Below are 24,653 nucleotides of genomic sequence, written 5' to 3'. Positions count from 1 at the left end.
GAAAGGCGGTAACGGTTCGAGGATCAAACGCGTGCAGCAAATAGTGCCTGATGCGTCCGACATTGCTCGGCCGTCAGCATGAACACCCCGTGCCCGCCACGCTGGAATTCCAGCCAGGCGAAGTTTACTTCCGGGTAGAGCGCTTCGAGGTGCACCTGGCTATTGCCCACTTCGACGATCAGCAATGCCTTCTCGGTCAGATGATCAGCGGCCTGAGCCAGCATGCGACGCACCAGGTTCAGCCCGTCGTCACCACAGGCCAGCGCTATTTCGGGTTCATGCTGGTACTCATCGGGCATGTCGGCGAAATCTTCGGCGTCGACGTAAGGTGGGTTGGACACGATCAAGTCGAAGCGCTGCCCCGGCAGGCCGTCAAAACCATCGCCTTGCACGGTGTATACGCGCTCGTCCAGGCCATGACGCTCGATGTTCCGATTGGCCACTTCCAGTGCCTGGAAAGAAAGGTCCGCCAGCGCCACCTCGGCTTGGGGAAACACTTCGGCGCAGGCAATGCCGATGCAGCCCGAGCCTGTGCACAGATCAAGAATGCGTGCTGGCTCGGTTGCCAGCCAAGGTTCGAAACGCTGCTCGATCAGCTCACCGATCGGCGAGCGCGGGATGAGCACACGCTCGTCGACGATGAACGACATGCCGCAGAACCAGGCTTCCCCAAGCAGATAAGCAGTCGGAACACGCTCCTCGATACGGCGCTTGATCAGACGCTGTACGTTGACCAGTTCGTCGTCTTCGAGGTTGCAGTCCATATAGCTGTCTGAAATTTCCCAAGGCAGGTGCAGGGCACCCAATACCAGCTGCCGGGCCTCGTCCCAGGCATTGTCGGTGCCGTGCCCGTAGAACAGGTCTTCCCCATGAAAACGGCTGACGGCCCAACGGATATGATCGCGCAGGGTGCGCAGGCGGGAAGTGATCACGGCAGACTCCTTGAAAAAACGACGGGCGATTCTAGCAGTCATCCAGCCAACAAACGATGCCTGCGCCCGACAGCAAAACTTTCCACAACCTTTCATCGATTTTGCAGGCAATATGACAGCAACCGCGACCTGCTCGACGGCTTCAAGCCCGTTAAAAAACGGTACCTGTGAGCATTGAGATTCACAGAATCGTTCAGCCAGTGGACAATGTGGCAAAAGCCCCACTCGAAGGAGCCCCAGATGTCTGTTCCAAACACCGATCCAAAGACCATGTTTCAACTCAGTAACCGTGAGTACGCAGCGGCCACTTTGAGTAATGCCACCCTCATCATCATCGACGCCCAGAAAGAATACTTGAGCGGCCCGCTGGCTCTGACCGGGGTTCAGGAAGCGATTGATAACATCGTAAAACTGGTCGACGCCGCCCGCCTCGCCAAATCGCCGATCATCCACGTCCGTCACCTGGGAACCGTAGGCGGCATGTTCGACCCTCAAGGAGAGCGCGGGAAATTCGTGCCGGAGCTGCTGCCTCTGACCGACGAGATCATCATCGAAAAAACGTTGCCGAATGCGATGAAGGGGACTGTCAGCACAGACAAAAGCCAGGAAATGCACATGTTGCTTGAGAAGTTGGGACGTCTGGATCTGGTGGTCTGCGGGTTCATGAGCCATTCCAGCGTCAGCACCACCGTGCGCGCGGCCAAGGACTACGGCTTCCGTTGTACCCTGGTCGAAGACGCCTGCGCCACTCGCGATCTTCCAATCCCGACCGGTGTGATCAAGGCAGAACGGGTGCAGCAGGCCGAAATGGCGATCATGAACGACAACTTCGCCAAGCTAGCCCTGACCAAAGATCTGATCTGACGACCGACTCATCAGGAACTGAACCTGGCACCACCAAGTCTTGACCATGCCTCGCATGTCGTTTTCCGGCAGTTCCTGAAGAAAAAGAGTACACATGCAATCTCCGGTTATGTGAACCGTCTCACATTACCGCCTATCCGTTAAACACTCGTGTTTGCCTTCGAGCGCTGACCAGACGGGAACCACCCGGGGCGTAAGCGGGTCAGAGCGCCGATACCCATAGAGGAAGTCGGAATGAAGATATCCGATGGTTTCGATGCCCGTCGCTTGCGCCCCAAAGGCCAGAGCAACTGGCGGATGCGCTTTAGCGCTGCAATCTCTGCAATTCTTGCCACGGCAGGTGTGCTGCTTGCCATGGCTGGCGTGGCCAGCCTGATCGGTCACCCGGCTGCGTTGGGCGAGCTCAATGCAAGCCCGGCAGGCGCCGTTGTCATCATCGTCCTTGGCCTGTTTTTACTGTACTTCGGTGTCTGGCTATGGCGCCGCAGCCGTCGTCGCCGCCGCCGCGCTGGCGAACTGAACATGTCTCCGCATTTGATGAAAAAGCACGACTGACCCTTCCCCCGCGTCTTGCATCGCCATTTGATCGTTTAGTCGCGCCGCTGACGGCGTGACAGGGTTAAACTGGCGCCCTTCGCGGAGACCAACATGCAAGACGACGACTTTTCCCTGTTCAGAAGTGAGCTTGGCGGCGTTAGGCCGATCAAGACTGAACACGCCGACGTAGGTAAACCCAAACCCGATCGTAAGAACCTGGCCAAACTGCGGCAGGCTGCGACCGTGCGCTCGGATGCGACCATTACAGTGGATGGCCTGTCCGATCAGTTCGTAATCGACGTCGGACCGGAAGACACGTTGTCCTGGGCACGAGATGGCGTTCAGGAAGGCCAGATGCGCAAGCTCAAACTGGGCCAGATCAGCTTTGAAGGCAGCCTCGATCTGCATGGCATGAGCGTGGAACTGGCGCGGGAGACCATGTGGGAATTCCTGGCGCAAGCCACCAAACTGGAAATCCGCTGCGTGCGTATCACCCATGGCAAGGCGGTACGGCTGGACGGTAAGCGCCCGATGATCAAAAGCCACGTCAACACCTGGCTGCGTCAGCATCAGCAGGTACTGGGCTTTACTTCGTGCCTGGCCAAACATGGCGGCGCCGGGGCCGTATACGTGATGCTCAAGAGGACGATGATGGAGGGGCGTGACGAGTAGAGTGGCCGCGTCGAGTAACCGCGCATTAAAACGTGTCGGGCTGTTCAGACCCGTATGTCACAACAATGCCTGCGCGCCATCGCGCTAGAAAGCGCGCTGCTCTGCAGCGACACGGCGTGCCGGCGGGGTAGCAAAAGCCCCACCGCTGACAGGCCGTGCCATGGCACACCGGTGTACCCGGGATCAGCGAGGGCCGGGGCCGCCGCCTTGTCCACCGCCACCGCCCGGGCCTCCACCCTCGTAATGACCACCGCCACCGCCTCCATGGCCGCCGCCGTGACCACCACCGCCAGGGCCCCAGAAAGGCCAGCAGCCGGACATGGCCGACAGGACTGCGACGACCATCGCGACTTTCGCTATACGACTCAACATACACTTCACTCTCTTGAAAATGGGTTCAACGACAGGCGTTCACCCCCTGCGAAATCTGACAGCACCACTTGGGCAAACCGCGTCGTCAATTGGTAACCGCCAGGTATCAGGATTGATACTGTCAGATTGAAACGACGCTGCTGTAAGAAGGCTTTGTTTCAACAGAGCGGCGTCTGGCGCACCAGAGGCCGGCTAAACGGCCAGCCTTACCGGGCTATCATTCCCGCCGCCTGCTCGGTCGCCTCGGTGGTACGGGTTGCCAGTTTACGAACTTCATCGGCGACCACTGCGAACCCTCGCCCGGCTTCGCCAGCGCGTGCGGCTTCAATAGCCGCGTTCAGTGCCAGAAGATTGGTCTGGCTGGCAATACTCTGGATCGTACTGACGATCTGCGAGAGTTGGGCAATGCTGGCTTCCAGCGTGCGCTGATGCTCCCCTTCCGCTGCCCGCAACGCTTGCTGCTCGTGCTGCAGGTGCACATCCACCAGTGCGCCGACCACCCGGAGTGGCGCACCGTGGGCGTCTCGCCGAGTCTGGCCGCGAGCCCTGAACCAGCGGTACTCGCCGGTTTTCATCTTCAACCGGTACTCCAGGTCGAAAGGCGTCTTCCCGGACCGGTCATTCAGATGATTGCCAAACGCGGTAAGGCTGCGTTCCTTGTCATCTGGATGCAGTCTGGAAGCCCAACTGTCGAGAACGTCCGGGAACTCCTGCTGCGTTTCAAATCCCAGCAGCCGGCGAAATTGCGGCGACCACCAGAACGGATTTTTCGGGTTCACAGGATCCCCCGCGATGACCTCCATGTCCCACAGGCCATCGGAGAGCATTTCGCGGGCCAGCTCGAATCGGGTGATGATGACGTCATGCGCACGGTCGCGCTCCAATTCGATATGGATATCTCGCAAGGATCCCGCTACACGCACCGGCCTGCCCTGTTCATCACGAAGTGTCTCGCCCTGCGCGTAGAACCATCGATATGAACCATCCTTCATGGCGAGCCGATTCTTGACCTTATAGGGGGTATGACCCGATTTGTCATTGAGATGCCGGGCAAACGCGTCAAGGGTCGCTTGCTTGTCCTGCGGATGAAGACGATCCGCCCAACTGGCCAGAACGTTGGGAAAATCACGTTCATCGTTAAAGCCCAGGAGAATGCGAAACTGCTGTGACCACCAGAACCGGTTCTTTGGGTTGACGGGATCCCCCGCCACCACCTCCATGTCCCAAAGCCCCTCGCTGGACGCCCTGTTCACCAGGTCGAACCTCACGTCATGAGCAGAGGCGTAAAGCGCTGATTCGCGTAGCGACTCGCGAGCGGATGCGAGCGCTTGCTCAAGTTCGCTGATACGGGCCTTTGCTTCCCGATTGGATGTTTCCACAACGCTCCAGGCATGAAGGACAGCCTGCGCTTGCGCGCACCCGTCAACCTGGGGCACGTGACCATCGGTAATGGCATTTATAAGCTGATGCAATGCTCGCCGATCACGGCGCAGCGAGAAAAAAGTAGACATGATGACGAACTCTTAAACCGAAAACGGGCCGCATCCATGGCGCCTTGTCTCTTATATCGTCATCTACGAAGAAAACTGTACAGCCTTTATCACGTGTACAAGGACCATGTGCACTGCGGTTAGCCGTGCGGCAGGCCCTCGCAACCCGGCGCAAATGGCAGCCAGATCATTGCGGTCGTGCCAGCACAACGCCTCGGGAAGCGGCTTCAAAGCAGTAGTGACGTCAGCGCCCGCTGCACGCCCGCGTAAATGATCGATGGCGCATAAGGAACGGTGCCATTCTCATGCAGGATAATGCCCGTCGTCAGGGCGATCAGCGTTTTGCGGTCAGCGATGTCAATCGGCTGATCGGGCTGGGCACCGACGCCTGCGGCCAATGCGTTGATGTAAGCCTCGGTATCGTTTTCCACGCCTGGCGCCCAGCGGCTGATCACCTCGCGGATCGTGTCGACTCCGGCGTCTCCTGCGTGCGGTATTCCGGCCTTGCTTCGGTACGCCAAAATCAGCTTCGCCAACGCACGGATGCCATTCTCGGCGGTGTCGAAACGAGCAAATCGTTCTTCAAGCGCCGAATCTGGCGCCAGTTGCCCTTGCCACTGATTGCGTGGGTCGTACTCAATATTACCGGGGTTGTTGTTGCGCACCCCGCGGGGGATTGTCGGCATCATGCTTCTCCAGAAATAAAAAAACCGAACCAGTCGGGGCATTGGCGAACAGCAGGGCACCCTCCCTTCCTGGCGCTTTACCGACGGTTGGAGGCACGTGAATCGACGGGCCGGTTCAGGCGCCGAATCACTTGCGCTTGCTGCGCAGTATTTGCGCGTCGACCTGATCAGCGCAGGTGTCGAGCAGATTGATTGCCCGATCTTTCAACGCCCAAAGGTCGCCGTTCGACATCAAATCCTCGTCTGCAGCGTTGATGCGCTCGCACGGTACCCAGTCAGGGGGCTCGAGTTGGACGGTCGTTGTCGTTAACGCCGCGGGCGGTCTTGCCACGCAAGCCGTCAGGCAAAGGCTGAGCAGCCCAATCACGAACAGGCTTGCGGGTACGCTTGAGTTGTTCAAAGTCTCTCCTCGCCCGCAGGGCTTTCTGGTCACTGGCCTTGAGCCGCTTGTTCAGGTCAGCCTGATAGTCGGCGTTACGTTTTGCTTCAGCGCGCAGCGTCGTGATGGTTGCCTGGCTTTGCAGGCTGGCGTCGAGCGCGGCCTGCCTGGCAACGCGCTCGGCGGCAAGATTGCCCTGCAGCCTTTCCATCCTGATCTGCTGGATGGCCATAAGCAGGGCCATGACCGTGGCAACTGCCACTGCAACGGCGACACTGCGCAGCAGTGACACTGGTCGAATGACTGATTCAACACTCATGCCGAGTCCGCCTTGCGTCCAAGAAATCTTATGATCAGTTGCCGGATGGCCGTGACGCCGATGAAGCCGATGGCGCCGCCGGCAGCGACGGATAAGCTCGATGGCCAGGCCATCCATTCAATGACGCTACTGGCTGACAGACTGAGTGCGCCGCAGATAAGCGCTTCAAGCAGCACACGCCGCCTGTTCTGCTCCTTGCCGTCGTACAGCACACGGAGCAAAGAGATGGTTGCGGCCATGATCGCTCCTTGCCAGAGCGGATTCGAAAGTAAAAGCCAGACCTGCGCCCAAAATTCAGGTGATTTTTCAGGCATATCGTCGACATCCGATAGTCCACCCTTTCGGGATCGGAGAATGAAAAGCCCCGGCTGGTGCCGAGGCTCGGAATGGGGTTGACGCTGTCACAGAACGGTCCAGCAGGAACGTTCTGCACAGCTCATTGCGGAGAAAAGGAAAAGCCCCGCGACGTGCGGGGCCCTCGTATTGCACAAAGCTATTGGTAGCGTTACGCCTGCGCGTAACTCCACTGTGCGATGCGCTCAGCAAAGTACGGCCGGACCATGGTGACGGTGGCCGCATGGTTGCTTGCCTCCAGGCTCATCTTTTCCCCATCGGTGCCAGGCCCGGCAACCCAGAGGGTAAGAGGAATCTTTTCAGCCTTCGCTCTATCCAGCAGATTTTTCAATGCAGTACGTCCGGCATCGGTTGGCGGAATACCCGTCTCACCAATGAACGCGGCCATTTTGTTGGCCTTCGCGTAGGTGAGGAATGGCCCGATGATGTCATCACGCAATGCAGTGGGCGATATCTGCGTGTTATCGCCTTCGTATCTACCGCTCGAGTCGCCGTTAACGTCGGCATAACCATGGGCCTCCCAGACGATGGCATTCGCCGGATCAACGATCTTCGACTGCAGGTTCGCCGAGACGCTGGACCATCGCTGAGCACTTGCATATTCCAGACCGCAGATGAACACCGGCTTCTTGGAACTGTTGCGAAGGGCCTGGAGCACCGTATTCATGGTGTTGATGTACAGCGTTTCCAGGTTAGGCAGCGTGATGTAATCCTTGTCGCAGGCATTGTTGGTGGAGGAGTAAGGCTCGTTACCCAGGCCCCAACCCAAAACCATCGGATCGTCGCAGGCAACAACCAGTTTTTGGTGGAAGTTGGCCAGATGCACCGCACTCCAGGAACCGCCGCCAACAGCGTTACCGTCTCGGATCAGGACTTGCTCGGTCACCTTCCAGCCCGATTGATTACCGGCTTTTTCCGCAGGATAAAGGCTGCCGGTCAATTGCCCGTTGTTGTCGGTTTCATAGCGATGCAGGCGCATGTAGTGATGCGGATCGGGAATGATCCTGGCTTCGCCGTTGGAGGCGGCGTCAATCAACTTGAGCATCTTTCGCCAATTTTCCGTGAAGTCCGGGTTCAGGCTGGCGCCTTGGCCCGGCAGGCCGTCCGTGGACGATAGGTTAATGGCACGCTGCAGTTCGAAGGGGAACCGGATAAGTCGTACGCCGAGGTCACGCACCCAATGGTTAATGATGTCTTCGGTCGGCCACTGGTAATGAGTGCCGGCGGAGCCCGGAAGGATCTGGCCGGCGTTGGCAACGGAGCCCAGGTTGATCCCTACCAGAGGGATGTTGGTGAGCTGGGCAATTGCTGAGCTGCTATTGGACATTTTGTGCACCTTGAGTCGATTGAGTTAACCGCGTAACGGACGCGGTACCGCTGTCGCTCAACGGCGATAGCTCGGGGCTCGTGGCCCGCACATGATTCAATGTCCCGCACCGGGCGCATTTGATCTGGAGCTCGGTCATCTCGCCGATTCGGGCAAGAAGTCTTTTGCACTTTCCACATCGGCAATCTTTCAGCATTTTCAAAGCCTTTTAATGTGCTTCCAAGCGGCGCCCCGCTCGCATGAGCAGAGCGGGCGTGGACTGATTTGCAGGCGGGCTGGCCATTCGACGCCTTCGCTTCGTGTAACTTCACCGGCTAAAGGCGCCCTCTGTTTTTTCACGCAAATAAAAAGCCCCGGATTTCGGGGCTTTAGGGTGTGACATATACCGTGGGGTCATTGCGCGCTCGACCTATCCGCCGTCAACAGCCAGAAATGACAAAGCCCCGACAGGTTTCTCTGGCGAGGCTCAGTGGGTAGTCCTACTTGCGTAGGAATGACAGCATGGGGAAACAATACTGTATGGATGAACAGTGGTCAAGCAATGACCGACATTAAAATTCCCTCATGAACAAGAATGACTTCAGCTGACTTCAACGCATCCCTCACCAGCGCGTCCAACGCGGCTTCGATCCCTCTCTTCCACCGCCAGTAAGTCGTTCGATTCAAGCCCTGAGCATCCCAGGTCGTGATGTCGTAGAACGCATCCGGCAGCACGATCATGTCGGTTGAGCGCTTGATGTACTGCTCGCGGCCAAGACCCGTGGACGTCGCGCATGGCTTGCCGGGCCGATGTGCTGCCTTGGGTTCGCTCGCGACCTTCGCCCCCTTCAAGGGTGGGATCGCCCAGGCTGTGACAGCCTTGTAGATAAACAACTGCGGCGCAGGTGAGCAGACAAGCGGGACCAGCTCGCCAATAGCCTGCACCTTCTTGCCTTTGTGCATGCTGAACTTCGCCACCAGCGCACCCCAGTGGCGCGGAGTCAGTTGCGAATGCAAGCGAGCATAAATCCAACAGTCGGCGACTTTGCGGTCGCCACCGGGGCGCTTCGAGGAGGACAGCAGCCTCAGGTCCGCTCTGCCCTCGTTGAGCGGGCTATACAGATTCTGCCAAGCCTGCTTGGCGGTATTGCCCACAGCATCTGCGGCGAGCGCCGACACCACGGCGCTCAAAACGCTGGAATACATCATGTCGTTTCTCCTTTGAACCCTGAGACTTGCCAGGGCCCGGGCCGTTAGGGCCTTCAAATTTCTAATGGTGCAGTGCGTAGCTACCTGGTGGCATCGCGACCGCCTAAGCGTTGCGCGCCAAGCTCCTACACCTGGCTCCATGTCCTGCTTATGCAACACGTCGCTCGCCAATGTTAACCGGCGGTAATCTCGTTTACAATACCGCCGGTTAATGCGCAATACTTAACCACCGGTTAAATTCCACCCATGAGCAGAAAGAAAGCGTTATCCGCCGAGCTAAAAACCGAATGCGACGCCGCCAAGGCGCTTTTCGTTTCCAGAAAGAATGCCCTTGGCCTGACCCAGGCACGCCTGGCAGAAGCTGCCGATATCTCGGCAGCGGCCGTGGCGATGTACCTGAATGGCACGAATGCGCTGAACGCGAAATTTGCTGTAGTCCTGTCACGCTTGCTGGATGTGCCCGTTGAGGCATTCAGCAAGCGGCTGGCAAAAGAAATCGCCGGGCTGACCCACGGCGCGGAGCAACCGCTGTCCCCCGGCGCTAGCATTCCTGCCGCCGAGCTGGTTCGTCGGATGCTTGCACGTCAGGGAAAAGGGCTTTCCGACGATGCCCGCAGGCGCTTGTTGGCAGCCGCTGAGAGCGATGAGGGCACAGGTGCAGTCGAGGTTGACTACTATCGGCCAGGCGTTGTTGGCGGTGAGGTGTGGATTGCACATTACGACGTGCGTGCGGCGATGGGTGGCGGGCAGATCCCCCACGACTACCCTGAAATGCTGCAGGACGTCCGGGTCAGTCCGCAGCACCTGCGGGAAATGGGAGTCGAGTTCAAAGAGCACTTCCACCTCAAGATGGTGACCGGGTGGGGCCAGTCCATGGCGCCGACGATCAAACATCGCGATCCGCTCTTGGTCGACATCAGCATTCGTGAGTTCGTGGGGGATGGCGTCTACATGTTTTCATGGGATGGCCATCTCTATATCAAACGACTGCAATGGGTCGGCGACGAGCAATTCACCATGATCTCGGATAACACTCGTCACCCCCCGCAGACCATCAGGGCAGAGGAAACCTACATCCAGGCTCGGGTGCTGCTGGTGTGGAACGCCAACCTGCTCTAGTCCTTGTTGTTCGATCCATCGCGGGCCCGGCCCGGCAGGACAGTGGCGGATTGCCCCTGCCTGGGTTTAAAGGCTTCCCGCCCCAAGCCGATAGCCTGTTACCGCATTCCGCGGTGCAAGGAGGCTTCATGAAAAAGATATCACTGCTCGTTCTGGTCACGATTCTGTCAGCGAGTCCGCTGTTGGGATCGGCGTGTCCGAAAGGTACCCATCCCACCGGCGGGACCGGCTCGCACCATAAAGGTGGGACCTGCGTTTAATGCTTGCCCGGCCCTGGCGCCGGGCTTTGCGCAGTTCAGAACGGCGCCGGTGGCTCATGTGCAAAAACGTCACCGATCTCCTCCGGCTGCTCGTCAACGTCTGAACGCTCCCACCGCACTGTCACTGAGCCGTCTGCATCGTTGTAGGTCATGTGCAGACCAACTGTCTCTGCAAGCATCCCCATCACCTCATCCCATTCCCGATCACCATCAGTGTCGAGGCGGTGGATCGTCACCCATCGCTGAAGCTGGGCGATCGGGTGGTTGATCATCGAGGCAATGCGCAGATTGAGTCGCTCTACGCCTGATACCTGAACCCTTTGCTCTTGTTTTTCTCGCTGCAATGCGGTCATCAGTCACTCCCTATGATCTGTATGTATGTACAGTTATTTCGGCTAGCATACGCAATCTTTTCAAAAAAATAAATTCAGCGACGACGTCCCCGCTCAATACGCCCGTGATGCGTTCAGTGATCGCATCGGTACAACGAAGGGATAAAAGCGACAGCCGCTGGGGTTTTCATCAGAGGCCAGCAACGCTGATGACGGCGAATGGAGCCGCCCAAGGGCAGTGTTCAAGCAAAAGAACAATGTGGAAACGTCGATTCGACAATGCCCGCCAACTCGCTTCAGCGGGCCCCGCAACAAGCCGGTTTGAGGGAGAAATGCGTTGAACGAGCCGTCGATAGCGGGCGATCGGCGGCAGACGGCAGTACACCTGCCAGCACACCTACGCTACCATGTGCCGCATGGCGGGCCTGATTCCTGCGTACATTGCCAATCAGTTCGGACACGGCGTGCAATGCTCAGCCCACTCATACCCGATGGAACAACTCCAGCACCGTATGCAGTGAGCTTGAAAAACGGGTCACGATCCTGATTGGTCTACATTCGGTACAGCCTTAAACAGTACCCCTCTGAAACCCACACGGAACACACCCTGTGACACTGGAACAGAACTACACGGCGATCCTTGGTCAACTCGGTGAGGACGTCTCCCGCGAAGGCCTGCTCGACACCCCGAAACGTGCGGCCAAAGCCATGCAGTATCTTTGCCGCGGCTATCAGCAGACGCTGGAAGAAGTCACCAACGGCGCGCTGTTCAGCTCCGACAACAGTGAGATGGTGCTGGTTAAGGACATCGAGTTGTACTCGTTGTGCGAACACCACTTGCTGCCGTTCATTGGCAAGGCCCACGTCGCCTACATCCCCCGTGGCAAGGTGCTGGGGCTGTCCAAGGTCGCGCGCATCGTCGATATGTTCGCCCGCCGCCTGCAGATCCAGGAAAACCTCAGCCGTCAGATCGCCGAAGCCGTTCAGCAGGTCACCGGCGCGCTGGGCGTGGCGGTGGTGATCGAAGCCAAGCACATGTGCATGATGATGCGCGGTGTGGAGAAACAGAACTCGTCGATGATTACCTCGGTAATGCTCGGCGAGTTTCGCGAAAACGCTGCCACCCGTACCGAGTTCCTCAGCCTGATCAAGTGATCCGGGCATTCAGAAGCGCCGCAACCGATGTTGCGGCCGCGAGGTTTCAAGCATGTTGATGAAGGCATTAAGGGTCGGTGTTGGCCAGTTGGTTATCCTGGGCGACTTCCTGACCCGTCCCGCCAGGAAGAAACGTACGCCAGCCGCTCAGGCAGCGGTGGAGGCTTCGGGCAAGGACCTGACCCTCTACCAGTTCAACGCCTGCCCGTTCTGCGTCAAGACGCGCCGCACCCTGCGGCGGCTGAATGTTCCGGTGGTCTTGCGCGACGCGAAGAACAACGAGCTAGACCGCCAGACCCTGCTCAGCGGGGGCGGCAGGATCAAAGTGCCGTGCCTGCGTATCGAAGGAACCGACAAAACGGTCTGGATGTATGAGTCCAAGGTGATCATCGATTACCTGAATCAGCGCTTTTCGGCAGTGTGACTGCTGCCCCTTTTAGCAGCTGACAGACCAGCGGTGACGGCATTCAAGCGCTTGCGCCGCAAACAGGGTGGCTCAGGTCCTCACTGCTCATGGTGTTCTGCCTGACAGCGCGTTGCGGTCAGCGCGGGCAGCCCTCCTCACGGCACGCGGTATACGCCTTCAGTTGCTCGATCCGTACCTTGGTTCGTTCCGCCATGCACTGCGCCTGGGCCAGCGGCCACATACTGCCACCATCTTCGCGCTTGCCGACCTGGTACTTGCAATCGGCATCACGAAAAGCGATCCACTGCTTCTGTGCAACCTGCAACGCTTTCTTGCGATCCGATGTGGTCAAGTACGACATCTGCGCCTTGTACTGCTCATTCAACTCGGCATCCAGCGTTGCGAATTGCTTGCTCGCGCATTGATTCATCGCAGCCTGATTGGCATCGCAATCCTCGGCCTGGGCCGAGCAGCCGATCCCCAGGGCCATCAGCATGCCGAGGCCTATCATCATGTAGCGCATTGAATATTCCCTTTTCTGGATGAACGCCCGGACCGAGCCAAGCGCACGCAGCTTGAATACTGAGGACACCGGATGCTGCCAGGCACAGTGTTCAGACATAAAAAAACCGGCCACTGCTGCCAGGGCCGGTTTTTATTTTTCCGCAGGTCAATCCAGCATGCCGACATAGCCCGGCTGTTGCTGGACCCGCGCCAGCCAGCCTTCAATGGCCGGAAACCGGGTCAGGTCGAAACCGCCCTGATGGGCGACATGGGTGTAGGCGTACAGCGCGATGTCGGCAATGGAAAATCGCTCACCCACCAAAAATGGTGTGCGCAGCAGTTGCTGCTCCATGACCTTCAATGCCTTGTACCCGCGCCTGTGCAGGGATTGGTACTCCTCCAGACGTTCTTGTGGCAGTCCCAGGTAAAACTGAATGAAGCGCGCGACAGCAATGCTCGGTTCGTGGCTGTACTGCTCGAAGAATTGCCATTGCAGCATCTGCGTACGCAGGCGTGGCTCGGTCAGCAGAAACGGCGTGCCTTCAGCCAGAAAATTGAGAATCGCGTTCGACTCCCAGAGGCACGTGCCGTCGTCGAGTTCCAGCACTGGAATCTTGCCATTGGGATTTTTTGCCAGAAACGCCTCGGTTTCGGTCTCACCCTTGAGAATGTCCACTGGCACCCATTGGTATTGCGCACCGAGCAAATTGAGCATCAGCTTGATCTTGTAGCAGTTGCCCGAATTGTAATCGCCATAAACCTTGTACATCTGCTGCTCCCCTCTTAATGCCGAGCTGTTGCGTGTGCGTAATGTATCAGGCCGCAAGGGCCCTCTGCGCTTCCCTGATAACCGCTGCCAAGCGCTTCAATCCTTCGTCCAGACGCTGCGGCTCGATGTGGCTGAAATTCAGACGCAGGTAACCGGGGTTGGCATCCGGATCAGTGAAAAACGGTTCGCCGGGCATGAACGCGACATTCTGCGCCAACGCGGTGTGCAGCAGTGAACGGGTGTCGAGTTTGTCTTTGAGCGTCAACCAGAAGAACAGGCCGCCCTGGGGGCTGTTCCATTCTGCCAGGTCACTGAAATGACGCTGCAGCGCGGCTTCGAATTGATCGCGGCGCTCGCGATAGAAACCGCGCAGCTCCAGCAGGTGCTGCTGATAGCGTTCACTGCCGATCCACTGCAAGGCCTGCCACTGACCGACGCGGTTGGTGTGCAGGTCAGCCGCTTGCTTGAGCTTGAGCAGGTGCGGGAACAGGTCCGGCGAGGCGATCAGGTAACCCACCCGCAAACCGGGCATCAGGGTTTTGGACACGGTGCCGGTGTAGATCCAGCTGGCTTTCTTCAGGCGACTGACGATCGGCCGAGCGCTGCCACCGTCGAAGGTCAGTTCGCGATAGGGCTCATCTTCGATCAGGGTCACGCCGAACTTGTCCAGCAACGCCGCCACCGCGTCCCGCGCCGCCTCGCTGTAGCGTACTGCCGATGGATTCTGGAAGGTCGGGATCAGGTAGGCGAAAGACGGCTTGTGCTGTTCCAGGCGTTGACGCAGCACGTTCAGGTCCGGTCCTTCGGCCAGCAACGGCACGGTCAGGCATTCGGCGCCGAACAGCTGGAAAATCTGCAGCGCTGCCAGGTAGGTCGGACCTTCGAGAAGAATTTCGGTGCCTTTGTCGAGGTATAACTTGGCAGCCAGGTCCAGCGTCTGTTGCGAGCCGCTGACGATCATGACCTGACTCGCGTCGCAGGCAATCCCCAGCTCCCGCGCCTGCGCGGCAAGCGCTTCACGCAACAGCGGCTCGCCCTCGCTCATGCCGTACTGGCCGATGCTGCGCGGCATGCCGGTCCATTCGCTTTGCGGCAACATGGCCTCGGCGGGCAGGCCACCGGCGAAGGACATCATCTCGGGCCGCTGGGCGGCGGCGAGGATTTCGCGAATCAGAGAACTCTTCAAACGGGTGACGCGTTCAGAAAAAGCCATGAGATCACCAGTGGCGGAAATAAATGGAAATACGTCAAACTGCTTGACCGAAATTACGATGCCGCAGCCGGATACGTCAATATGCTTGACCTTAAAAATTCTTCGACCCAGCAAATCGCCATGGAAGCGTTCTTTTTCGGCTATCAGGCGTTCACGGCCAAGGCCGACGAGATGCTCGACCGTCGGGGTTTGAGCCGAGTGCATCAGCGCATCGCCTTTTTCATCGCTCGGTACCCAGGCCTAAGCGTGAAGCAATTGCTTGGCGTGCTCGGCGTGAGCAAGCAGGCGCTCAATACGCCGTTGCGTCAGCTGGTGGAGATGGAGTTGGTGCTCAGCGTCGCGCCCGCGGATGACAAACGCAAACGCTTGCTGCAGTTGACGGATGAGGGGGCAAGGTTCGAAGAGTCGCTGCGTCGCGAGCAGGTGAAACTGCTGCAGCGGGTGTTCACCGAGGCAGGGCAAGAGGCGGTAGACGGCTGGCTGGCGGTGAATCAGGCGTTGGGCAACACGCTGGGGCCACGTTGACCGGTCATGGCAAGCGTGAGTTGACGCATTCGCGCTAGCAGCGCGGTTTACCGGCGCAGGAGTCTGCGAAAATCGGCGTCGCCGGCAGCTGTGCGATTGAGGGCGTGAGCAAACGTGATGCGCAACTGTGCCGATTATCGGGCGCGCGGCTGTACCGCAACGAACTGTCGCGACTGCGTATAGGCTTGCAGCTCTTCACACCGCAGTTCCAAGGAACGACCGTATGACTGACGTGACTCACCTGCCCTTGCGCCCGCTGAGCGATTCCGCACCTTCGGCCATCGTCGCCGGGTTCATCGCGATGATGACCGGCGTGACCAGCTCACTGGTCCTGATCTTTCAGGCCGGACAAGCCGCCGGGTTGACGTCGGTGCAGATTTCTTCCTGGATCTGGGCGCTGTTCATGGGCATGGCGGTCTGCAACATCGGGTTGTCATTGCGCTATCGCTCACCCATCACCGTGGCCTGGTCGACGCCGGGAGCAGCGTTGCTGATCACCAGCCTGGGCCAGGTGGCCTATCCCGAAGCCATCGGCGCCTTTATCACCAGCGCAATTCTGGTGCTCATCTGCGGCATTACCGGCAGCTTTGAAAGACTGGTCAAGCGTCTTCCTACCTCGCTGGCGGCAGCGCTGCTGGCGGGCATTCTGTTCAAGATCGGCAGCGAGATTTTCGTTGCTGCACAACACCGCACCGGCCTGGTACTGGGCATGTTTTTCACCTACCTGATCGTCAAGCGCTATTCGCCGCGCTACGCGGTGCTCGTCACACTGTTGGTGGGCGTGGCGCTGTCGGCCTCGCTAGGCATGCTCGATTTCAGCGGTTTTAACCTGGAAGTCGCGGTGCCGGTATGGACCACGCCGGCGTTTTCGCTGGGCGCGACCGTCAGTATCGGCATTCCGCTGTTCGTCGTCGCCATGACCTCGCAGAACATGCCCGGTATCGCCGTCTTGCGCGCCGATGACTATCAGGTGCCCGCCTCGCCGTTGATTACCGCCACGGGACTGATCTCGCTGATCACCGCCCCGTTCGGTGCCCACGGCATCACCATGGCCGCGATCAGCGCCGCCATTTGTACCGGCCCACACGCCCATGAAGACCATGACAAGCGCTACACGGCCGCCCTCTGGTGCGGCATTTTCTACGCCATCGCCGGGGTGTTCGGCGCGACACTTGCGGCCCTGTTCGCGGCCTTTCCCAAGGAACTGGTGCTGTCGATCGCAGCATTGGCGCTGTTCGGCTCGATCATCAACGGCCTGACGGTAGCGATGAGCCAACCCAGGGAGCGTGAAGCGGCGTTGATTACCTTTATGGTCACGGCCTCTGGGCTGACGCTGTTTTCCATCGGCTCGGCGTTCTGGGGGATTGTGGCCGGGGTGCTGACGTTGCTGATTTTGAATTATCGCAAATGAAATCAAAACACAGACCGCCTCGAGAACCGCTTCTGACCAAGGGCCACAGGAGCGACCGGTAGTGCTCCACCTTGCTTGCGATCTGGCGCGAAGCGGCAGCAACGTCAGCAGACGCGGTGTATAGGCACACCGCCCCATCAGGCTTTACGCCTGCTGCGCAGCCGAACCCAGCGATGGCTTAAAGCCTGAAATGCCCTACCATCCCCTTCAATTCCATTCCCAACGAGGCCAGCTCGATGCTGGAGGCCGCGTTACCTTGCATGGCCAAGGCTGACTGATCAGCGCTGGCGCGGATGCTGGTGACGCTGCGGTTGATCTCTTCGGCCACCGAACTCTGTTGCTCGGCGGCGGCGGCGATCTGCTGGTTCATCTGCTGAATCAACGACACAGCAGCGGCGATGCTGCCCAGTGCGCTTTCTGTCTGCAGTGCGTCACTGACCGCCAGCTTGACCAACTCGCCGCTGCTTTGAATCTGCGCCACCGACGCCTGCGCCCCGCTTTGCAGACGGGTCACCAAACGTTCGATCTCCTCGGTCGACTGTTGAGTACGCTTGGCCAGTGCCCGTACTTCGTCAGCCACCACCGCAAAGCCCCTACCCTGTTCGCCCGCCCGCGCGGCCTCGATGGCCGCATTGAGGGCCAACAGGTTGGTCTGCTCGGCGACGCTGTTGATCACGCTCAGCACCTTGCCGATGTTCTGGATTTCGGCGCTCAGGCTTTCGATGCTGTGGCTGGCCGAACCGGCCGAGGTCGCCAGTTGCTCAATGCGCTGCATGCTCTGGCGCACCACCGCCTGCCCGCTATCGACCTTGGTGTCGGCCGTCTGCGCGGCCAGCGCCGCTTCTTCGGCATTGCGCGCAACATCGTGCACGGTGGAGGTCATCTGGTTCATGGCCGTGGCCACCTGCTCGGTCTCTTCCTTTTGAGTGCTGACTTCCAGGTTGGTCTGTTCGGTGACCGCCGACAACGAATGCGCCGACGTCGCCAATTGCTCAATACCCGCTTGCAGGCCGCTGACGATGCTGCTCAATCCCGCACTCATCTGCTGCATGGCCTGCATCAGTTGACCGATTTCATCCTTGCGGGTGACGAGCACATGGCCACTCAGGTCGCCGGAAGCGATGCGCTGGGCAATGGCGATCACGCTGCGCAGCGGTGCAACGATGATACGGGTGATGACGAACGCGGCGATCAGGCCGACGACCAGTGCAAGGATCGAAGAACCGATGATCTTCAGCGAATTGGTCTGCAGTTCAGCCAGCATCGATTGGTCTTCGGCATCGTAGGCCTGGTTGACCTGCTGAACCACGGCTTTCGCGTTGCCCGCCAGTTGTTGGGAGACCCTGGCCTCGTCGGCCAGCAGGCCTGTGTATTCGTTGAGCTTGTCGCCAAAATTGGTGATGTGCTCGATAACTTCGGCCAGCACGGTGAGGTAGCCCGGATCCTTGATCACACCCTTGATCTGCTCGGCCAGTTCCTGGGCCTGCACGGCCTGTTCGATCTTGCCCGTCTTGGCCTGCTCGCCCGAGCCGGTCTTGCGGCTCTGGTCCAGGCGCACGCGCGCCTCGTCCATGGCCTGCATCATCAGCCTTGAGACCTGACTGACCTGACCGGACTGCTCGATGAATTCCGCCCCCTGTTGCCCTTGCGAATCCTTGAGGGTGTACGCCCCGTCGTCAGCGAGCCCGGCCTGCAATACATCCAGGTTATTGGCCACGCTGGACACCGACCAACTGGCCATTTCCAGGGCCAGGTCCTTGCTCTGACTGATACTGACGAACTCATCGAAGGATGTGCGGTAGGCAGCCAGCGCGTGTTGGACCTGGCCCATGACCTGTTGATTGACTGCCGAACCTGACTTGAGTTGTTCGGCCTGACCGTTCAACCGGTCCAGGCCGGCGTGCAGCTCGTCGACCCGCTTGGGGTCGCCGTGCAGCGCATAGTCCTGCTCCAACAGGCGTACGCGGTTAAGGGCGGTATTGAGCGCGGTCATCTCTTTGAGGCTGTCGAAATGCACCGTAATCGAACGCAGCGACCAAACCCCTATCGCGGCAACCACGGCCGTCAGCAGCAGAACGAGGAAGAACCCGATACCCAGTTTCTTTGCCATTCCAAGATTGGCAACACGCAATTGCACGGCCGAAATCATAGATTCAGTCCCCGACCCACACGGCTAAAAGGCACACGACGAAGCCGTGTTCAGCACGGCCATTCAATTTTCGTGCAGGTTCGCAATGAGTCAGCAGCAAAACAAGGGTTTGACCCCGCAATAATGGCAATTAGCTACGCCGAAGTCGCTTATAGAACGGTTATCGGCACGAGCGCGATCTTCAACAGCAAAGCAGGGGGCAAGCGCGCTTCAACCGCGCGCAAGATGCGATGAACGGTAACGCGCCGTCACGGCGCGAAAGAGGGCATGAGGCGAGGTTTGTGCGCCGGTAACGCTCGGGCAGTCAGTGCGCGGCAGGTGCGACTGTCAGCGTCCCACTGTCGGCGTCAAGCGTGGCGCGACTGCCCAGCGCCACCGCCCGGTTCCGATCACCGTGCCCGATCGACAGTCCGCCCACTACCGGAATACCCAGCGTACCGAGGCGTTCGCTCAACACGTCGGCGGGCCTGACGGCATTATTGCCATGCCCCGGTTCAATGAACTGTCCGACGGCAATGCCTGCAAGCCCCTTGAGCAACCCGCAGTTACCCAGATGGGTCAGCAGCCGATCCACGCGATAGGCCAATTCGCCCACTTCTTCGATCAACAATATGGCGCCATTTAAATCGGGCATGAAGGCGGTGCCGACACATGTGCTGAGGATACTCAGATTGCCGCCGAGCAAAGTGCCGTGGGCCACCCCGGTGGTGCGTACGCGGAACGTCGGTTCCTCCCGATCAGCTTCCACCACCAACGGTTCCGTGCTCATCAGCGCGTGTTTGAGTGTGCTGGCGAACAGACCACCGCGCTCCAGTTGCGCGGCGACCGGGCCATGAATCGTGACCAGCCCGGCGTGGGACCACAGTGCCGCGTGCAATGCAGTGATGTCGGAAAAGCCCACCACCAGCTTCGGATCGCGGCGCACCGCATCGTAATCCAGGTGTTCGAGGATTCGCTGAACGCCGTAGCCGCCGCGCGTGCACAGCACCGCGCGGATGTCAGGGTCGGCCAGCGCGTCGTTGAGATCGGCAGCACGGGTAGCGTCGCCGCCGGCCAGGTAATGCTCAGCGTCCAGCGCATGAGGGTAGACCCTGGGCCGCAGCCCCCAGGACGACAATTCGCGTACCGCCGCTTCAACTCGCGCTTGGGCCACGGGGCTGGCAGGCGATACCAGCGCCACGGCGTCACCGGGGTACAGGACATTAGGGTTAAGGGTCGGTCGGGACACAGGCATTTCAACGACTCGTGTGGCTTTCGAATGAACGCGCAATGTAGAGCAGTCCCGGTTTTGAAGCCAGAGGCCGGTAGCCACGTGCTTCACACACGCTCGCTGAGTCGATGAAGCCTTCCGGTCAGCTCAAAACGCGGTAACCCCACCGTCCACCGCCAGCGAGTGCCCGGTGGTGAACGCTGCGCCATCGCTGCACAGGTACAGCACGGCACTGGCGATCTCCTCGACCTTGCCGATGCGGCCCACCGGGTGCAGGGTCGCGGCGAACGCGGCCTTGCGCGGATCGGCTTCGTGGGCGCGACGGAACATATCAGTGTCGATCACCGCCGGACACACCGCGTTAACCCGAATGTGCTTCTTGGCGTACTCGATGGCGGCCGACTTGGTCAGGCCGATCACCGCATGCTTGGAGGCCGCATAGATGCTCATTTTCGGCGCGGCGCCCAGTCCCGCCACCGACGCCGTGTTGACGATCGCACCACCGCCCTGCGCCAGCATCACCGGCAACTGATGCTTCATGCACAGCCAGACGCCTTTGACGTTGACGCCCATGATCGCGTCGAATTCGGCCTCGCTGCCCTCGGCCAGACGGCCCTTCTCGATCTCGATCCCGGCATTGTTGAACGCATAGTCGATCCGGCCGAACGCCTCGACAGCCTTACCCACCATCTGCTGCACTTCGCCCTCCCTGGTGACGTCGCAGCGCAGGAACAGGGCCTCGCCACCGGCCTGACGAATCGACTGCGCGGTCCCTTCCCCGCCGTCGCGGTCCAGGTCCACTGCCACCACTTTCAGGCCCTGCGCGGCAAACGCCAGCGCGGTGGCTCGACCAATACCCGCCGCGGCGCCGGTCACCAAGGCAACCTGCCCGGAAAAAGTCATGCTCATGAAGTCGTCCTGTCTTGTGTTTTTATAGGGAGGCTTGTGGCCTTGCGCCGCAGTTTAGTCACGCGAGCCGTCAGCAAGTCAGCATTATCAAGGCCCCGGTTACAAGATCATGGGTGGTGGTGATGCCCTGGACATCGCGCATCATCCTCATGGATCGACACGCATTCGCTCATGCAGCTTTGCTTGCGATAACCGCAAGGGGCGTCTATCAATGGCGTTTGTCTCGTCAACCAGGAAGCTGCCATGACCTCTCTGAGTAACCGCCAATTTCTGCTCACCCGCCGCCCGGACGGCGCTGCCAGCCGCGATGACTTTACCTTTCAGACCGTTCCCGTGGTCGAGCCCAAAGCCGGGCAAGTGCTGGTGAAAAGCGAGTACCTGTCCCTGGACCCGGCCATGCGCGGCTGGATGAACGAAGGCAAGTCCTACATCGCGCCGGTAGGACTGGGCGAGGTGATGCGTGCACTCGGGGTGGGCAAGGTCGTCGCATCGCAGAGTCCGACATTCGCCGTTGGCGATTACGTTCAAGGTGTACTCGGGGTCCAGGACTATTTTGTTGGCGAACCCGACAGCCTCCACACAGTCGATCCGAAGTTGCTACCGCTGCCGGTGTACCTGGCGGCATTGGGGATGACCGGCATGTCGGCCTATTTCGCCTTGCTGGAGGTCGGCCAGCCGAAGGCAGGCGACACGGTAGTCATTTCTGGCGCCGCAGGTGCTGTGGGCAGCATTGCCGGGCAAATCGCCAGGATCAAGGGTTGCCGCGTGATCGGCATTGCCGGAGGCAAGGAAAAATGCCAGGCGCTGATCGACGAATTCGGCTTCGACGGCGCGATCGATTACAAGCACGAAGACATTCATGCAGCTCTCAAACGAGAATGCCCAAAAGGCGTGGACGTGTTTTTCGATAACGTCGGCGGCGATATTCTCGACGCCGTGCTCACGCGCCTGGCACCGAAGGCGCGCGTGGTGATCTGCGGGGCAATAAGTCAGTACAACAACAAGGAGGCGGTCAAAGGTCCGGCCAACTACCTGTCACTGCTGGTCAATCGCGCGCGCATGGAAGGCTTCGTGGTCATGGACCACGCTGAACACTTTGCCAGGGCTAGCGCACAAATGGCTGGCTGGCTCGCTCAAGGTACGCTCAAGAGCAAGGAACACATCGTCGAGGGCCTTGAGACGTTCCCGGAAACCTTGCAGATGCTGTTCAAGGGTGAAAACCATGGAAAGCTGCTATTGAAGGTGTAACGCACATCGCCCTGGCCCATCCTGACTTGCCGGCGGCGATTCGGGCTTCGCCACCATTGGCAAGCCCGACGGATACCGGGAGCGCATGCAGCGACTGGCCGAGTCGCTGTAAATTTGATGAACAAAGTCTGCGATCACGCTGCCCAAGGCACTACTGAGCGCACTCTGGTGTAAGCTCGTGCGCTGTTGATTCGATCCATTGAGAGGCTTATGCGGGCTCCCTTCCGACGTTCTTCCCTTGCGGCACTGCGCGGTTTCGAATCGTCCAGTGCAGCGATTACCATTTTGCCGAGCGCCGCCGATTATCGCCGCGCGTTGCTGGAAAAGATCGCTTCGGCGACCCGGCGCATCTACATCGTCGCGCTGTATCTGCAGCAGGACGAAGCCGGCCAGCAAATCCTTGACGCCCTCTATGCCGCGAAAGCCGCCCGGCCCGCGCTGGACGTCGTGGTGCTGGTTGACTGGTTCCGCGCCCAGCGCGGGCTGATCGGCGCGGGCAAGCAGGCAGGCAACTCGGCGTGGTATCAGGCGCAGAACCTGGAGCACGACCAGGAGGTGCCGATCTACGGCGTGCCGGTGCAGACCCGCGAGCTGTTCGGTGTGTTGCACCTTAAAGGCAGCATCATCGACGACTGCGTGCTCTACACCGGCGCCAGTATTAACAACGTGTATCTGGACATGCTCGGCAAATACCGCCTGGACCGCTATCAGTTGCTGGAAAACCCGGCGCTGGCCGATTCGTTCCAGCGGCTGGTGCAGGAGCAAATCCTGCCCTCTGACGCCGTGCATCGTCTTGACCTGCCCTCCCCGCCAAGCTCACGCAGCATTCGAGGGGAAATCCGTCAGTTTCGCCAGCGCCTCAAACGCGCTTGCTACGACGTGAATGACGGGGTTCGGGAAAACGGCGAATTGCGGGTGATCCCGCTACTGGGCATCGGCAACAAGAACCCCCTGAGCAAGGTGCTGTGCGATCTGATTGCCGCGACCCGTGATCAACTGACGCTGTGCACGCCGTATTTCAACATGCCGCTGGTGGTCAAACGCGAGATCAACCGCGCACTTAAACGCGGCGTGAAAATCGACATCATCATCGGCGACAAGACCGCCAACGACTTCTTCATCCCGCCAGACGAGCCGTTCAAGGTCATTTCCGCGCTGCCCTATCTGTATGAAATCAGCCTGCGCCGCTTCATGCAAAAGCATCAGACTGCAGTGGCCAAGCAGGCGTTGAACATTCACCTGTGGAAAGACGGCGATAACACCTTTCACCTCAAGGGCCTGTGGTCGGACGAACGCTACACCCTGATCACCGGCAACAATCTTAATCCCCGCGCCTTCCAGCTCGACCTGGAAAACGCCGTGTTGATCGATGACCCCAAAGGCGATTGGCTGACACCGCGCGCCGAGGAACTCGAATTGCTGATGCGCAACACCCAGCGTGTGGGCAAGTTCGATGAGCTGGACACCCTGAGCGAATACCCGATTGGCGTGCGCACTTTTCTGCGCCGGGTCAGCCGGGTGCGCGTCGAACGCTTGCTGTACCGGATTCTCTGAGCAGCATGAGCAAGAACACGGGTGTGCGCGCACAACAGGCCGAAGAGACGCGAGCACGGATTCTCAAGGCGGCGACGAAAGTCTTTACCCGCGACGGCTATTCGGGCGGGCGGATCGAAAAAATCTCGGCCGAAGCCGAGTCCAACGACCGGATGATCTACTACTACTTTGGCAGCAAGGAGAAGCTGTTCGTGAAGGTGCTGGAGCACACCTACGAGCGCTTCAACCAGGCCGAAAGCACGCTGCAACTGGACCCATCCACGCCGGTTGCGACGTTGCGTCAACTGGTCGCCTTCGTTTGGGACTACTACGTGACCCACCCGGAATTCGTCGCGATCCTGAGCATCGAGAACCTGCACAAGGGCAAGCACGCCAAGCAGTCCAGCGAGCTGCGGCGGCTGTCCGGAGAAGCGGTGGGAGTGCTTCGCCCGATTATCGAAGCCGGTCAGCAACAGGGCCTGTTTCGCCACGATGTCGACCTCAAGCACGTCTACTTGATGATCGCTTCGCTCTGCTATTTCTATAACTCCAACCTGCACACCCTGACCTCGTTTCTCGGACATGATATGGGCGGCCAGGGGCCGCGGCAGGACTGGCTGGTGTTCATTCAGGATCTGGTGGTGCGGGGGGTGATGGTGTTGCTGCAACCTCCTGTTTGATGATCGTGATGATCGTTCCCACGCTCTGCGTGGTAACGCCGCGCAGGACGCTCTGCGTCCGCCATCCTGACGCAGAACGTCAGCGCAGACATTCCCACGCAGAGCGTCAC

Annotated in this window: 27 protein-coding genes and 3 pseudogenes; 11 read left to right on the top strand and 19 right to left on the bottom strand. The window is 59.5% G+C overall.

Going from position 1 to position 24,653, the window contains the following annotated elements; translation table 11 throughout:
* Window positions 1–23: 23 nt before the first annotated feature.
* Complete coding sequence (gene prmB / locus B3I26_RS02355; protein WP_296254729.1) at window positions 24–932, bottom strand: 50S ribosomal protein L3 N(5)-glutamine methyltransferase; 909 nt, start codon at window positions 930–932, stop codon at window positions 24–26.
* 240 nt (window positions 933–1,172) lie between these two features.
* On the opposite strand from prmB, the gene B3I26_RS02350 reads away from it, so the two are divergent.
* The 3 genes from B3I26_RS02350 (at window position 1,173) to B3I26_RS02340 (ending at window position 3,005) form a co-directional block, all read left to right on the top strand.
* Window positions 1,173–1,796 (top strand): cysteine hydrolase family protein, encoded by a 624-nt coding sequence (locus B3I26_RS02350; protein WP_296254728.1) that lies wholly within the window; start codon window positions 1,173–1,175, stop codon window positions 1,794–1,796.
* 234 nt (window positions 1,797–2,030) lie between these two features.
* Window positions 2,031–2,351, top strand: a complete 321-nt coding sequence (locus tag B3I26_RS02345; protein WP_296254727.1) for a hypothetical protein — start codon at window positions 2,031–2,033, stop codon at window positions 2,349–2,351.
* Window positions 2,352–2,444: 93 nt separating this feature from the next.
* On the top strand, window positions 2,445–3,005 hold the full coding sequence (locus B3I26_RS02340) for a Smr/MutS family protein (RefSeq protein WP_296254725.1): 561 nt from the start codon (window positions 2,445–2,447) through the stop codon (window positions 3,003–3,005).
* A gap of 183 nt (window positions 3,006–3,188) precedes the next feature.
* Here the strand turns inward: B3I26_RS02340 and B3I26_RS02335 are convergent, their stop codons facing one another.
* The 10 genes and pseudogenes from B3I26_RS02335 to B3I26_RS02295 all read right to left on the bottom strand — a co-directional run bounded on the left by B3I26_RS02335 (window position 3,189) and on the right by B3I26_RS02295 (window position 9,120).
* Window positions 3,189–3,377 (bottom strand): hypothetical protein, encoded by a 189-nt coding sequence (locus B3I26_RS02335; protein WP_296254724.1) that lies wholly within the window; start codon window positions 3,375–3,377, stop codon window positions 3,189–3,191.
* 215 nt (window positions 3,378–3,592) lie between these two features.
* Window positions 3,593–3,796: pseudogene (locus B3I26_RS28780) on the bottom strand (methyl-accepting chemotaxis protein); the annotation flags it as partial.
* Window positions 3,797–3,865: 69 nt separating this feature from the next.
* Window positions 3,866–4,597 (bottom strand): annotated as a pseudogene (locus B3I26_RS28775) (PAS domain-containing protein); the annotation flags it as partial.
* Between the two features lie 497 nt (window positions 4,598–5,094).
* Entirely contained in the window at window positions 5,095–5,553 is a 459-nt protein-coding gene (locus B3I26_RS02325) for a structural protein P5 (RefSeq protein ID WP_296254720.1), read from the bottom strand.
* 127 nt (window positions 5,554–5,680) lie between these two features.
* Entirely contained in the window at window positions 5,681–5,884 is a 204-nt protein-coding gene (locus B3I26_RS02320) for a hypothetical protein (protein WP_296254718.1), read from the bottom strand.
* Entirely contained in the window at window positions 5,829–6,215 is a 387-nt protein-coding gene (locus B3I26_RS02315) for a hypothetical protein (RefSeq protein WP_296254859.1), read from the bottom strand. The genes B3I26_RS02320 and B3I26_RS02315 overlap by 56 nt, the downstream gene beginning before the upstream one ends.
* A 32-nt stretch (window positions 6,216–6,247) precedes the next feature.
* On the bottom strand, window positions 6,248–6,565 hold the full coding sequence (locus B3I26_RS02310; protein ID WP_296254716.1) for a phage holin, lambda family: 318 nt from the start codon (window positions 6,563–6,565) through the stop codon (window positions 6,248–6,250).
* A gap of 191 nt (window positions 6,566–6,756) precedes the next feature.
* Window positions 6,757–7,932, bottom strand: a complete 1,176-nt coding sequence (locus B3I26_RS02305) for a cellulase family glycosylhydrolase (protein ID WP_296254714.1) — start codon at window positions 7,930–7,932, stop codon at window positions 6,757–6,759.
* On the bottom strand, window positions 7,922–8,128 hold the full coding sequence (locus B3I26_RS02300; protein ID WP_296254712.1) for a Com family DNA-binding transcriptional regulator: 207 nt from the start codon (window positions 8,126–8,128) through the stop codon (window positions 7,922–7,924). The genes B3I26_RS02305 and B3I26_RS02300 overlap by 11 nt, the downstream gene beginning before the upstream one ends.
* Window positions 8,129–8,466: 338 nt before the next feature.
* A complete protein-coding gene (locus tag B3I26_RS02295; RefSeq protein ID WP_296254710.1) occupies window positions 8,467–9,120 on the bottom strand; it encodes a hypothetical protein in 654 nt (217 codons plus the stop codon).
* 246 nt (window positions 9,121–9,366) lie between these two features.
* On the opposite strand from B3I26_RS02295, the gene B3I26_RS02290 reads away from it, so the two are divergent.
* Window positions 9,367–10,239 carry a S24 family peptidase gene (locus B3I26_RS02290; RefSeq protein WP_296254709.1) on the top strand — a complete coding sequence of 291 codons (873 nt, stop codon included), beginning with the start codon at window positions 9,367–9,369 and terminating at the stop codon, window positions 10,237–10,239.
* 295 nt (window positions 10,240–10,534) lie between these two features.
* Here B3I26_RS02290 and B3I26_RS02285 read toward each other — a convergent pair whose 3' ends face one another.
* Complete coding sequence (locus tag B3I26_RS02285) at window positions 10,535–10,852, bottom strand: DUF1654 domain-containing protein (RefSeq protein WP_296254707.1); 318 nt, start codon at window positions 10,850–10,852, stop codon at window positions 10,535–10,537.
* A 588-nt stretch (window positions 10,853–11,440) separates the two neighbouring features.
* Here B3I26_RS02285 and folE point away from each other — a divergent pair.
* Both folE and B3I26_RS02275 read left to right on the top strand, forming a co-directional pair.
* Window positions 11,441–11,986, top strand: a complete 546-nt coding sequence (gene folE / locus B3I26_RS02280) for a GTP cyclohydrolase I FolE (RefSeq protein ID WP_296254705.1) — start codon at window positions 11,441–11,443, stop codon at window positions 11,984–11,986.
* 52 nt (window positions 11,987–12,038) lie between these two features.
* The gene (locus tag B3I26_RS02275) at window positions 12,039–12,410 is read left to right on the top strand and encodes a glutaredoxin domain-containing protein (protein WP_296254703.1); all 372 of its coding nucleotides are present in this window, start codon (window positions 12,039–12,041) and stop codon (window positions 12,408–12,410) included.
* Between the two features lie 118 nt (window positions 12,411–12,528).
* Here B3I26_RS02275 and B3I26_RS02270 read toward each other — a convergent pair whose 3' ends face one another.
* From B3I26_RS02270 to B3I26_RS02260, 3 genes are all read right to left on the bottom strand, one after another.
* Complete coding sequence (locus B3I26_RS02270; RefSeq protein ID WP_296254701.1) at window positions 12,529–12,915, bottom strand: lysozyme inhibitor LprI family protein; 387 nt, start codon at window positions 12,913–12,915, stop codon at window positions 12,529–12,531.
* Window positions 12,916–13,062: 147 nt separating this feature from the next.
* A complete protein-coding gene (locus tag B3I26_RS02265; RefSeq protein ID WP_296254699.1) occupies window positions 13,063–13,665 on the bottom strand; it encodes a glutathione S-transferase family protein in 603 nt (200 codons plus the stop codon).
* A 46-nt stretch (window positions 13,666–13,711) separates the two neighbouring features.
* Window positions 13,712–14,878, bottom strand: coding sequence for a PLP-dependent aminotransferase family protein (locus B3I26_RS02260; protein WP_296254697.1), 1,167 nt, complete (start codon window positions 14,876–14,878; stop codon window positions 13,712–13,714).
* An 81-nt stretch (window positions 14,879–14,959) separates the two neighbouring features.
* Between B3I26_RS02260 and B3I26_RS02255 the strand changes: the two genes are divergently transcribed.
* Window positions 14,960–15,403, top strand: coding sequence for a MarR family transcriptional regulator (locus tag B3I26_RS02255; protein ID WP_296254696.1), 444 nt, complete (start codon window positions 14,960–14,962; stop codon window positions 15,401–15,403).
* A gap of 223 nt (window positions 15,404–15,626) precedes the next feature.
* Window positions 15,627–16,814, top strand: coding sequence for a benzoate/H(+) symporter BenE family transporter (locus tag B3I26_RS02250; RefSeq protein WP_296254693.1), 1,188 nt, complete (start codon window positions 15,627–15,629; stop codon window positions 16,812–16,814).
* Between the two features lie 178 nt (window positions 16,815–16,992).
* On the opposite strand, the gene B3I26_RS28770 is transcribed toward B3I26_RS02250, so the two are convergent.
* The 4 genes and pseudogenes from B3I26_RS28770 to B3I26_RS02235 form a co-directional block, all read right to left on the bottom strand.
* Window positions 16,993–17,856: a methyl-accepting chemotaxis protein gene (locus B3I26_RS28770; protein ID WP_409522062.1), complete on the bottom strand. Its 864-nt coding sequence runs from the start codon at window positions 17,854–17,856 to the stop codon at window positions 16,993–16,995.
* A pseudogene (locus tag B3I26_RS28765) lies at window positions 17,854–18,078 on the bottom strand (HAMP domain-containing protein); the annotation flags it as partial. The pseudogene B3I26_RS28765 and the gene B3I26_RS28770, both read right to left, overlap by 3 nt.
* A 1,189-nt stretch (window positions 18,079–19,267) precedes the next feature.
* The gene (locus B3I26_RS02240) at window positions 19,268–20,197 is read right to left on the bottom strand and encodes a S66 peptidase family protein (protein WP_296254689.1); all 930 of its coding nucleotides are present in this window, start codon (window positions 20,195–20,197) and stop codon (window positions 19,268–19,270) included.
* A 123-nt stretch (window positions 20,198–20,320) separates the two neighbouring features.
* Complete coding sequence (locus B3I26_RS02235; protein ID WP_296254687.1) at window positions 20,321–21,082, bottom strand: SDR family oxidoreductase; 762 nt, start codon at window positions 21,080–21,082, stop codon at window positions 20,321–20,323.
* A 243-nt stretch (window positions 21,083–21,325) separates the two neighbouring features.
* Between B3I26_RS02235 and B3I26_RS02230 the strand changes: the two genes are divergently transcribed.
* The 3 genes from B3I26_RS02230 to B3I26_RS02220 all read left to right on the top strand — a co-directional run bounded on the left by B3I26_RS02230 (window position 21,326) and on the right by B3I26_RS02220 (window position 24,543).
* On the top strand, window positions 21,326–22,330 hold the full coding sequence (locus B3I26_RS02230; RefSeq protein WP_296254686.1) for an NADP-dependent oxidoreductase: 1,005 nt from the start codon (window positions 21,326–21,328) through the stop codon (window positions 22,328–22,330).
* Window positions 22,331–22,540: 210 nt separating this feature from the next.
* Window positions 22,541–23,884 carry a CDP-diacylglycerol--serine O-phosphatidyltransferase gene (gene pssA, locus B3I26_RS02225; RefSeq protein WP_296254685.1) on the top strand — a complete coding sequence of 448 codons (1,344 nt, stop codon included), beginning with the start codon at window positions 22,541–22,543 and terminating at the stop codon, window positions 23,882–23,884.
* A 5-nt stretch (window positions 23,885–23,889) separates the two neighbouring features.
* Window positions 23,890–24,543 (top strand): TetR/AcrR family transcriptional regulator, encoded by a 654-nt coding sequence (locus B3I26_RS02220; protein ID WP_296254683.1) that lies wholly within the window; start codon window positions 23,890–23,892, stop codon window positions 24,541–24,543.
* The last annotated feature ends 110 nt before the right edge of the window (window positions 24,544–24,653 follow it).

This window comes from Pseudomonas sp. UBA5706 (genome assembly GCF_002419965.1).
In the GTDB taxonomy this organism is placed as follows: Bacteria; Pseudomonadota; Gammaproteobacteria; order Pseudomonadales; family Pseudomonadaceae; genus Aquipseudomonas.
The sequence above is the reverse complement of the archived record's forward strand: the minus strand, read 5'-3'. Positions and strand labels throughout refer to the sequence as shown.